Source organism: Streptomyces sp. NPDC031265, assembly GCF_055570295.1.
In genome coordinates this window covers 41,979-52,197 of the sequence record NZ_JBVIHM010000035.1, presented here as the reverse complement: position 1 = coordinate 52,197, position 10,219 = coordinate 41,979, and the positions used below count along the sequence as shown (strand labels likewise).

The 10,219-nt window shown below is 69.1% G+C and carries 7 protein-coding genes; 2 read left to right on the top strand and 5 right to left on the bottom strand.

Going from position 1 to position 10,219, the window contains the following annotated elements; translation table 11 throughout:
* Positions 1–193 precede the first annotated feature (193 nt).
* Positions 194–1,489 (top strand): PAS domain S-box protein, encoded by a 1,296-nt coding sequence (locus ACZ499_RS35045; protein WP_468680602.1) that lies wholly within the window; start codon positions 194–196, stop codon positions 1,487–1,489.
* A 105-nt stretch (positions 1,490–1,594) separates the two neighbouring features.
* Here ACZ499_RS35045 and ACZ499_RS35040 read toward each other — a convergent pair whose 3' ends face one another.
* Genes ACZ499_RS35040 through ACZ499_RS35030 form a run of 3 tightly spaced genes read right to left on the bottom strand, consistent with a single transcriptional unit; the run spans position 1,595 to position 4,362 of the window.
* The gene (locus tag ACZ499_RS35040; protein WP_468680600.1) at positions 1,595–2,209 is read right to left on the bottom strand and encodes a hypothetical protein; all 615 of its coding nucleotides are present in this window, start codon (positions 2,207–2,209) and stop codon (positions 1,595–1,597) included.
* Positions 2,206–3,924 (bottom strand): alpha/beta hydrolase, encoded by a 1,719-nt coding sequence (locus ACZ499_RS35035; protein ID WP_468680598.1) that lies wholly within the window; start codon positions 3,922–3,924, stop codon positions 2,206–2,208. Before ACZ499_RS35035 ends, ACZ499_RS35040 begins: the two co-directional genes overlap by 4 nt.
* A 3-nt stretch (positions 3,925–3,927) precedes the next feature.
* Positions 3,928–4,362: a hypothetical protein gene (locus ACZ499_RS35030; protein WP_468409253.1), complete on the bottom strand. Its 435-nt coding sequence runs from the start codon at positions 4,360–4,362 to the stop codon at positions 3,928–3,930.
* Between the two features lie 1,248 nt (positions 4,363–5,610).
* Between ACZ499_RS35030 and ACZ499_RS35025 the strand changes: the two genes are divergently transcribed.
* The gene (locus tag ACZ499_RS35025; RefSeq protein WP_468680596.1) at positions 5,611–6,636 is read left to right on the top strand and encodes a serine hydrolase domain-containing protein; all 1,026 of its coding nucleotides are present in this window, start codon (positions 5,611–5,613) and stop codon (positions 6,634–6,636) included.
* 208 nt (positions 6,637–6,844) lie between these two features.
* Here the strand turns inward: ACZ499_RS35025 and ACZ499_RS35020 are convergent, their stop codons facing one another.
* On the bottom strand, positions 6,845–7,396 hold the full coding sequence (locus tag ACZ499_RS35020) for an EF-hand domain-containing protein (protein WP_468680594.1): 552 nt from the start codon (positions 7,394–7,396) through the stop codon (positions 6,845–6,847).
* 134 nt (positions 7,397–7,530) lie between these two features.
* The gene (locus ACZ499_RS35015) at positions 7,531–9,843 is read right to left on the bottom strand and encodes a molybdopterin-dependent oxidoreductase (protein WP_468680592.1); all 2,313 of its coding nucleotides are present in this window, start codon (positions 9,841–9,843) and stop codon (positions 7,531–7,533) included.
* Between the last annotated feature and the right edge of the window lie 376 nt (positions 9,844–10,219).

Below are 10,219 nucleotides of genomic sequence, written 5' to 3'. Positions count from 1 at the left end.
CGCCACCGGGGACGCCTGACGTTCAGGCAAATGCCTGAGTCGCGGACCGCGTTGGGGCACCGGAACAGTCCGGCGCGGGCTGGCGGGTCGGCCTCCACTTCGGCCGAGAACCGAGCATGCGCGGGATCGGGACGGGATACCCATCGCGATGTGACTGTGCGTCAGCCAGTTGTATACGGATGGAGAGACCGCTGTGGACGATTCCAGTCTCAAGGCACTGCTGGAACACCTTCCCGTGTTCTGGTGGGAGGTCGACGAGCCGTGGCAGGTGCTGGAGAGGGGAGGCGGCGCCTTCGCCGACACGGGCACGGCGCAGCGCTTCCTCGACCGGATGCGTCAGGAGCTCTCGGCCCCGGGGCACCCGCCGGAGGAGGGCCGCTGGCAGGCCCGGTTCGACGGCCGCACCTTCGACGTGAGCTGGCCCCTGGACGAAAGCCCCGCCCACAGCCGTACGCGCGGCCTCGCCGTGGAGGTCGACGCCCACCCCGAGACCCCGCGCCGGTACGCCGCCTTCGCGGGCCTCGTGGACCTCGCCCCGGCCGCCGCCTTCATCCGGGACCGCGAGGGCCGCTACCTGTGGGCCAACCACGCCTACGCGCACCTCTACGGCACCGTTCCGGACGAACTCGTCGGCAAGTACATAGAGGACTTCGACGCCCCCGCCGAGGCCGTCCACTTCCGCGCCCTCGACCAGGAGATCCTCACCCGGGGGAGGCCGGTGCGCCACACCCTCGACTACCGGCGCCCGGACGGCAGCGCGGGCCAGGCGGTGGGCCACCGGTTCCCCGTGCGGGAGAACGCGCGGACGTGCGTCGCCGGGATCTACGTGGACATCACGGATCAACTCCGCGCCATGGTCCAGTGGCAGGAGGCCGAGGACAACCTGCAGGCCCTGCGCGACCACAGCGGCCTGCCCTGCGCACTGCTGTCGGCGAACGGACGCGTGGTCGAGGCCAGCGCGGCTGCCGCCGAGCTGTTCCAGCTCAGCCTGCCCGACCTGGTCGGCCGCCGCGCGCACACCCTGCTCGCCCCCGGCCCCGGCCTCGACCGGCTGCACCGCAGGTGGAACGGTCTGATAGCGCGCCGCACCAGACGAGTGGAGACGTCCGCGATACTCGTCGACGCCCAGGGGCGGCAGCGCCGCGCACAGCTCCACCTGACGACGGTCGGCCATTCCGCCGCCCGCGCCCGGCACGTCTGGGTCATCGTCACCCACCAGAGCCTCGCCCACGAGGCCCATCCGTCACTCACCGCCGCGCAGATCCGCATCCTCTCCCTCCTGGCGGCGGGCAGCAGCAACAGCGACATCGCCACCTCGCTGAAGCTGTCCCGGCAGACGGTCGACTACCACCTCAGCCGCCTGCGGGAACTCCTGGGCGCCGCGACCCGCCCCGCCCTCGTCGCCCGCGCCTACGTACTCGGCATCCTCGCCCCCCGCGCCTGGCCCCCGCGCTCCACCACAGCGGCCCATCCACTCAGCACGGCCTGACGGGCACGGGCGGGCCCGCCACTCGGGCCGGGCAGCGCCATCAGGTCCTGGCCGGGCCAGACGACGCCGCCCGGCCAGGGCTGCCCAAAGCCTGACGCGACCGCCTCACCCCGCCGCCGACCAGAACTCCGACCGCTCCCGAGGCCGAAGGTCCTCCGCCCGTGGCCCCCCGGGCTGCCCCGGCGTCCCGGCCGGATACGTCATGGCCGAGTCCTCCGCGCACCCGAAACTCGCGCTGATGAACACATTCCCCACGCTCCCCACCTGCAGCGACACGCTGAAGCCGTCCGGGCGGCTCGCACGGAGCCATGGCATCGACTCGTCGTTCCGCACGCTCGTGACCTTGAAGCCCTGCTGCTCCCAGTGGCGCTGGACCACGCCCAAGAGGCTGCCGCGGCGGTGGGGGGAGACCACCGTCATGATGTTGCGGCTGCGGGTGACCGTCGTCCTGCCCGTCGGCTCGTTGAGATCGGTGCTGCATGCCTCCTGCATGGGAGCGCCGTACGCCCACTTCACAGGCGGCTGGACCGCCGCCAGCGTCTCGTCCAGGATCTTCTCCGAGCCCTCGCCCGCCTGCTGCATGTTCATCTTCGATGCCTTCTGCGTCTGCCGTACCCGCTGGTCGCCGCTCTTCGTCTGCCCGTGCCCGGCCTCGCCGGACCCGCACGCCGCCAGCGCCGTCATCAGCACCGCGCACGCCACCACCCGTGCCCGCCTCATCGCGGTCTCGTCGTCGTGATGCGGTCGCCGTGACCCGTCACCACGCTCGCGATGTTGGGGAGGGAGTCGCCGCCCGCGTCGGGGTCGAAGTAGAGCGCGTGCGCGGGGAGGTCACCCTTCGCCAGGCCCGTCAGACCGGTGTCCTTGCCCGGGGCCACGGCGAAGTGGTGGCCGCCGAAGTGGTTGTCCGCGGGGTCCGTACCGAACCAGTTCTTCTTCGGGCCGTACTCGCTTCCCGGTGCCACGTACTCCAGCAGGTTCGGCGACGGAAGGTAGGTGACCTGGTCGTTCTCCGCCGCGCCTATGTACACGTGTTCCGCCCCCACACCCAGGTCGGACGCCTTGTTCACGCCCACACCGGGGCTGCCGACCAGGACCACGTCGTCCGCCGGGATACCGCCGGGCTGCTGCGTCGCCTGGCCCACCGTGAGTGAGCCGTACGAGTGGCCGATGGCCGTCACATGCGGCGAGCCGGACTCGTGGGTGGCCCTGATGCCGCTCAGGAACCGGTCGTACGCCGGAGCTCCCGCCTTCGCGTCGTCCTTGCTCATCACGTCCGTCGCCGACCACGACAAGCTGTCGAGCTGCGGGCAGTCGTAGCCGAGCCACACCACCGAGGCGGTCGTGGTGTCGGGGTACATCTTGTTCGCCATGGTCGCCACGTTCCGGGCGCGGTCCACGTCCGCCGACGCGAAGTGGCCGCTCAGCTTGGTGTTGAGCCCCGGCACGTACGCGGAGACGTTCTTCGACGTGTCCGGGTTGCCGAAGGAGACTATGGCCCGGCCCTTGCCCTCCGAGCCGATGCCCAGCAGGTAGGGGCGCGGCTCACCCTCCGCCGACAACTGCTTCTTGATGCCCTGCAGCCCGTCGATCTTGTCCTTGAGCGCCTTCGCCTCGTCCCCGTCCGCTCCCGCGTACTGCGCCTCCAGGCTGTTCAGCAGCATCGGCAGATACGTCCGGTTGGCCCGGTCGCGATCGACGGCCGGGATGCCGTCGCGGTTGCCGATCTGCTGCGGGTAGTCCTGGATCAGCTTGGCCTGGAGGCTGGGCGACAGCTGCGCCCACCACGCCTGTACGGCGGCGGGTGAGCCGTTCTTGTCCGGCATGCCGAGCTCGTGCAGCAGCTCGCGGTTGAGCTCGTCCGCCTTCGCCAGCTCCAGGAAGCCGGCGCTCCAGTCACCCTTCGCGCAGCGGTTGGCCGCGTCGGTGAAGAGCTTGATCGCCGCCGCGTACTCCTTGTCCGCCTTCTGCGCCGCCGCCAGGGCATCGCCGATGCGGTCGGCGTACCCCTGCGCGCGGGTGGCCTGGTCGCGCTGCATCATCGCCACATCGCCGGACTTCATCCCGCCGGTGTCGACGCTCGGCGCGGTGACCTTGCCGTCGTCCGCGACCTGGTACCCGGCCCCCGTCGCGTCCGCCACGGCGTTCGCGAGCTTGCCCTGCTGCGCGGCGAACTCCTCGCCGCAGGCCCTCAACACCGTTCCCACGGCGTCGAGTTCCTTCTTCGCCACCACCAGGTCGCGCTGCATCCGGCCGAGCCGGTCGGCGGCGGACTCGGCGGCGATCCCGCCCCAGTTCCCCTGCTGGAGGGGCTGGTGCAGATACTTTCCGCAGTCGGCGGTGTGGGTGGCGAACTTCTCCGCCAGCTTGTCCCAGGCGTCACCCGCGTCCGTCAGCAGGAGCGGTTTGGCGTCGCGGAGTTGCGAGACCCGCATATGTCAGTGCCCCCCGTTCGACACCGGCGGGAGGGTCACTCCCGGGGCGTGCGGGGTGTACGGCGTGTACGGGCCGTGCCCCGGGGCCGTGACGCCCGGCGCGTACGGCGCGTACGGGCCGAAGCCCAGGAACGACTTCCCGCGCTCGTGGTCCTCCCGGGTGAAGCTCGTACTGGACGAGCCGACCGCGTCCGCCGCCCCTTCCACCATGCCCGCCAGCGAGCGCAGCGCCTTCGCCCACGCCTCCAGGCAGTCGTCGATCGCCTTGGCGGTCTCGAAACCGGCGAGACCCGCCACCGCCGCGTCCGTCGGCGTGTACAGGGTCTTGATCTCGTCGGGGATGTCCTTGGCCACCTTGCGCGCCGAGTCGCCGGCCTTCTGGACTTCGCCTGGCGTGATCCAGAAGCCCCGTGTGGGACCACCGATCGGTGTGGACATGCCGTTCGCCCCTCCGCTTGCTGATCTTCTTTCCGGCAGGTTACAGGGCGAATTCAGGCCAGCTATGAGTACGCGTACTCAGTCCTGATCATCCAAGTGCTCGGCGCCGGCGGCTCCCCGATGCCCTCGATGTCCTCGGACCACTGCCCCGGGAGGGCCGAGCCAACTCCCGCACCAGCGCCCGCCATTCGACGTCACCGAGCACCACGACCTCCACCCCGCGCCCGGCCGGCCCGCCCCCTGCCGCCCTCCACAATGGCCCTCGAACCAGCGCCGATACCCCCCTCATGGTGCCCCCGCGCACCCTCGACCCCATAACTATGGCGGTCCCACCACATACGCCTCTGACCTGCCCATTCCTATGGTGTGGCGACACGCAAACGTCCCCCGCCGAACACCAGGAAGTGGTGCCGATGCCCTCCCCCGCAACCGCTCCCCCACCCCCACCAGCCTCCCCCGCATCGTCGCCGCCAGCCTCATCGGGACCACCATCGAGTGGTACGACAACTCATTCGACCGGAGCTAGTGCCTGCGGTTTTGCCTCATCTGCGGCCTGAAAGTCAGCACCGAGCCAGCACCGGAACTCGACCGTGCTGGTTGGGACAGCAGACGAGAGCTCGACTCAGCACGAAAGAGAGGGGCCAGAGGCCAGAAGGTCTCACAGAGAGTAGTCAAGCTCCCGCCTCACAGGCGATCCATCGTGCGTCGTTCCGTCATCGGACGCGTACGGCGTCGCCTTATCGGCGAGCCGTTCACCTCCCGCCGCCCAGCCACCGCACCGTCCTGCTGGCAAGAACCTGCTGCGCTGGCTACTCGCCCCGCGCACCAGTCTGCTCGCCCGCCGCATCCGCAGGACCGGACAACACGAGATCCTCCCGGACACCGCGTGGCGACTGGCGCAATCACGGCCACGGCCCTCCTTCTTGACCACCGTCAGCCGAGGAAGCTCGGCCGATGCGGGCACGGTTGGTCATGTCGGCAGCCAGGGGTCCAGAACGTCGGGGCCGCCGCACAGCGCAAGGAACGCGCCCGCATCCGCAGCGAGAAGGGCATCCGCTGGGGCGGACGCCCCCTCGCAACCGCAGCCTGACCAACCCGGCGAACTGATGGGGTGGCAGCACCAGGTCGCATCTGTCAGGGGCAGTCCAGGGTTGTGATCAGGGTGATCACTGATGGGCGACGGCGGCTGCACGCAGCAGAGTTTGCGTTGTCAACAAGTCCCGTCAACGCCGTGGAGGAGACACTTCGATGCGCATCCGCCTCGCCGTCACCACCCTCGCCCTGGCCACCGCTCTCACCGCCGGCGCGGCCCTGCCCACGGCCGCCGCCAGCGCCCCGGCGTCCACGAACCCCACCATCCAGGACATCCTCGACCACCTGCCCGACGACCTCGTTGCGGGCGCGCTGATCAGACGGGACGGCGTGGACGCCACGGCCGGCCCGGTCACCGCTGACGCCTATGTCCGGATCGGCAGTGTCACCAAAGCGTTCACCAACACGGTGGTTCTCCAACTCGTCGCCGAGCACCGGATCGGCCTGGACACACCGGCGCGAAGGTACGTCCCCCAAGTGCTGCCCGAGGACTACAAGCGCGTCACCGTGCGCCAGCTCCTCGACCACACGAGCGGCCTGCCCAAGCCCGCCCCGACCCCTGGCCCCGGCGACGGACCCGGATGGCAGCTCAAATCTGTGACGCCCGAAGACTTCCTGCGCGACTCGTTCGCCGCAGCCACCGACGCGCCTCCCGCACCCGGCTCCGAGCAGCAGTACAACGGACTCAACTCCTTCGTCCTCGGCCTGATCGTCGAGAAGGTCACCGGCCACTCCTTCACCAACGAACTGCAGCGCAGGATCATCCGGCCGCTGCATCTGAGGCACACCAGCCTGCCCGCCGCCGACGATCCGACGATCCCCTCGCCTCACGCGGAGGTGTACCTCGATGGGCAGGACGTGACCGAGCAGAGCCCGTACCCGTGGGCCGAGGGGGGCATGATCTCCACCGCCGCCGACCTGGACCGCTTCATCACCGCACTGTTCCGGGGCAGCCTGCTACCACCCGCCCAGCAGAAGCTGGCATTCGAGGTACCGAGCGTGGAGAGTGCCGCCGACAACACGAACTGCGTTGGCCAGGCGGCCTGCTACGGCATCGGCGGGCTCCTGCGCTACCAGCTCCCAAGTGGCGAGACGCGTGGGGCAAGACCGGTTCCCGCCCCGGCTGGGACAACGGGTTCTTCGCCACCCGCGACCTCCGACACCGCGTGGTGTACTCCCTGAGCCCGACGGGGACCGGTAATGACCTCCCGTACATCAAGGCGATCGTCAACGCCGCGCTCGCCGACTGACAGCCGGACCTCTCGTCCAGTCCGGTGCAGGGTGACCAGCGACCGACGCCCGGGCAACCTGGCGACCCAATGCGGTCACAGCACTGGCCAGGGGGCAGGCCCTGGCATAAGCGCGGGTCCGGGGGCGTATCCGGGGACTGTCAGACGGTGACCTTGCCGAAGATGTGGTTGGCGGGAGCGTCGGGGTCGTTGCCGTAGAAGAACTCTTCGAGTGCCTGGTGGAACTCGTCACGGTCCAGTCCGCCGGAACCATCGAGGTCCAGAGCGGCGAAAACGGCGGCGCAGTCCTCGCCGGGGACGGCGGCGACCGAGTCGAACATCTGCTGGAACTCGGCCTGGTCGATCTTGCCGTCTCCGTTGAGGTTGACAAGGTCGAAGAAGCAGTTGGTGACCGGCGCAATCTGCTGCGGGTAGAGCGCGCGGTCGGTCAGGACACTCTTGAAGCCTTCGGTCATCTCCCGCACATCGACCTTCCCGTCACCGTCCTGATCCATCGGGGCGATGACGTTCGACCAGAATTGGTCCATCCCCTCGGTGAGCCGGCGGACGGTCTCGGCATCAGGGGTGGTTTCGCGGGCGCTGATGTAGCGCTCGCTCATCTTGCGGACGTCGTGCTGGGTGATGAACCCGTCGCCGTCGACATCGGCGCCCCTGAACCACTGGCCGTACTTGAGATCTTGAAGTGCAGTCATGACTGCGCACCGTATTCACGCAGTTACGGCGACGCAAACGTCCGAGTGGAGGCTGGGCGCCGGTCGGACCTGCCGACCGGACGCCCGACGAGGGTGAACACGGCAAACTCGCCCGTCGTTGAGTTGGCTTCGTTTCAGTGTTCGAGGTGTGGTGGCGTGAAGGCGAGTATCTCCTCGACCGGCCCGTCGTAGACCTCGACGTCGACGAGAGCACTGTGCGCACTGGGTCCCTGGGACAGACGCGAGCACCCGCGGTCCCCGGTGAGAGTGTTCGGGTTGCCGTGGCGGTCCAAGGTTCCGCTCCGGCCCGGCTGGGCCGGGTCCCACCACGCTCCGGTGGACAGCTGGATGACGCCGGGCATAACGGCGTCCGACAGGATCGCGCCCGCTAGGCAGCTGCCTCGGTCGTTGAAGACGCGCACGATCATGCCGTTCTCGATACTGCGTGATGCCGCATCTTGCGGGTTGATCGTTACGGGCTCGCGGCCGTGGATCTTTGACCTGAGGCTGTGGCCACCGTTGTCGTACTGGCTGTGCAGGCGTGAGGCAGGCTGATTCGAGATCAGGTGCAGCGGGAAGCGGTCCGCCAAGTCGGCGCGAAGCCACTCCACGGGTTCGAACCACGTCGGATGTCCGGTGCAGTCGTCGTAGCCGAACGAGTCGATCTCCTCGGAGAAGATCTCGATCCGGCCCGACGGCGTCGTCAGGGGGAAGAGCTGCGGATCGGAGCGCAGTGCTTCGAAGCTGCCAGGAAACGGCCCGCTGAGTGCCGGCAGTTCGACACCGGAGACGCGTTGCCAGAAGTCGTCGAAGTCTGGCAGGGCCGCGTCCTCGCCGAGGTTCGCCCGTGTCTGGACGTAGAGGTGCCGGACCCATTCGATCTCGGAACGCGCCTGGGTGAACTCGCGCTCATAGCCGAGCCGGGCAGCCAAAGCGGCGAAGATCTGGTGGTCGGTGCGTGCCTCGCCGGCCGGCTCGCGGACCTTCGGCATCGCGACGAGGTGAGGGTCGGAGAACCCCGCGGCGAAGTCGTCACGCTCGAGGCTGGTCGCGACGGGAAGCACGATGTCGGCGAACTTCGCCGTGGTATTCCACCAGGCTTCATGGACCACCACCGTGTCCGGGCGCTGCCAGGCTCGCGTGAGGCGGTGGAGGTCCTGGTGGTGGTGGAAGGGGTTTCCTCCGCACCAGTAGATCAGGCGCAGGTCCGGCAGGGTCAGGCGCTGACCGTCGTAGTCGATGGTCGCGCCCGGTTCCAGCAGGGTGTCGGCGATCCGGGCGACCGGAATGAAGTCCGCAACAGGGTTCGCCACCCGCGGCAGCGACGCCACAGACGGGCGACCCGGGGCAACACCGGTCGCGTCCATCGTTGCGTAGCCCGCGCCCCAGCCGCAGCCGGGCCGGCCCAGCGAACCCGCCATGGCCGCCAGCACGACCGACATCCAGATCGGCTGCTCACCGTGGTCCGCCCGCTGTATGGCGTAGTTGACCATGATGAGGGAACGCTGTGTGGACAGGCGGCGGGCGAGATCGGGGATCGTGTCGCGGCTGATGCCCGTGATCCTCGCGGCCCAGTCGGCGTCCTTGACGACGCCGTCCACGTCGCCGGTCAGGTAGGAGGCAAAGCGGTCGAACCCCTCGCAGCAGCGGGTGAGGAAGTCCTCGTCGTACCAGTCGTTGACCAGCATCGTGTGCGCAATGCCGAGCATCAAGGCGGTGTCGGTGTTGGGGATGACCGGCAGCCACTCGGCGTCGAGGAAGTCGGCGGTGTCACTGCGGATCGGGCTGACGTTCACGAACCGCACCCCGGCCTCACGGCACTTCCGCTGCAGGTCCCGCGTCTGGTGCCGGGCCAGCCCCCCAGGGTTGATCTGGCTGTTCTTCAGAGCCAGCCCCCCGAACGCCACCACAAGCTCACAGCTCTCGGCGATCTCGTCCCACATAGGCATCCGGGACTGGTAGCTCCACGGAGCCCCGCCGATCACATGCGGAAGGATGACCTCAAGAGCGGCGGTGCTGTACGTGTTGCGCGAGTCGGTGTAGCCCCCGCCCAACGCCAGGAACCGCTGGAGCTGACCCTGCGCATTGTGGAAGCCGCCCGCACTGGCCCAGCCGTACGAGCCGCCGAACACCGCGCTGTCCCCGTGCTGTGCGCGCACTCGGTGTAATTCCTCGCTCACCAGCGTGAGCGCGTCGTCCCAGCTGACCTCTACGAAGGCGTCCGCACCTCTGGCCGTTTCATCGGCGCGCGGCAAGCCATTGAGCCACCCTTTGCGCACCGCGGGACGCAGCACACGCGCACTGTCCTCAGCAGCCGTCACCATGCCCGGGCCGATCGGCGACGGCGCGGGGTCATCACCCCGGGGCTCAATGCGCACCAGCTGACCCGAATCGACCACGGCTACGAAACTGCCCCAATGCGTCGCCACCGGCATGCGTCGTTCCACCGTGCATCAACTCCATCCCTGAAGTTTCTCCGGCTCTCGAACAACGGCCGCTGCACCACAGGGGTTCCGCGTCAGTCAGCGGTCCGCAGGACACAGGCTCCCCCTGGCGGATGCTGCTCAACCCTGACGTGCGCACGACTCCCACCGCCGCCACTCAACCGGAGCCCGGAGCGCCCCTGTCGACCGCGACCTGACCGTCGTCCGACACCAGCGTCAAGGTCCTGGACCACCTCGCTCCAAGGCGGTCGAGGGACGGTTGGAGTGCCGGAGCCGACGCGGAACTGTCACGGTCACCGCCGAGGCCCGCAGGCTGGGCAATCTGGCATCGGACCAAGAACAGCCCGGAATCCACGACGAGGCTCCCGGGCCACCCTGG

What these genes read in the sequence shown, in the direction of transcription:
- ACZ499_RS35020 (WP_468680594.1), bottom strand. Translation starts at nt 7,396, where the DNA reads ATGACTGCACTTCAAGATCTCAAGTACGGCCAGTGGTTCAGGGGCGCC.
- ACZ499_RS35030 (WP_468409253.1), bottom strand. Translation starts at nt 4,362, where the DNA reads ATGTCCACACCGATCGGTGGTCCCACACGGGGCTTCTGGATCACGCCA.
- ACZ499_RS35035 (WP_468680598.1), bottom strand. Translation starts at nt 3,924, where the DNA reads ATGCGGGTCTCGCAACTCCGCGACGCCAAACCGCTCCTGCTGACGGAC.
- ACZ499_RS35025 (WP_468680596.1), top strand. Translation starts at nt 5,611, where the DNA reads ATGCGCATCCGCCTCGCCGTCACCACCCTCGCCCTGGCCACCGCTCTC.
- ACZ499_RS35040 (WP_468680600.1), bottom strand. Translation starts at nt 2,209, where the DNA reads ATGAGGCGGGCACGGGTGGTGGCGTGCGCGGTGCTGATGACGGCGCTG.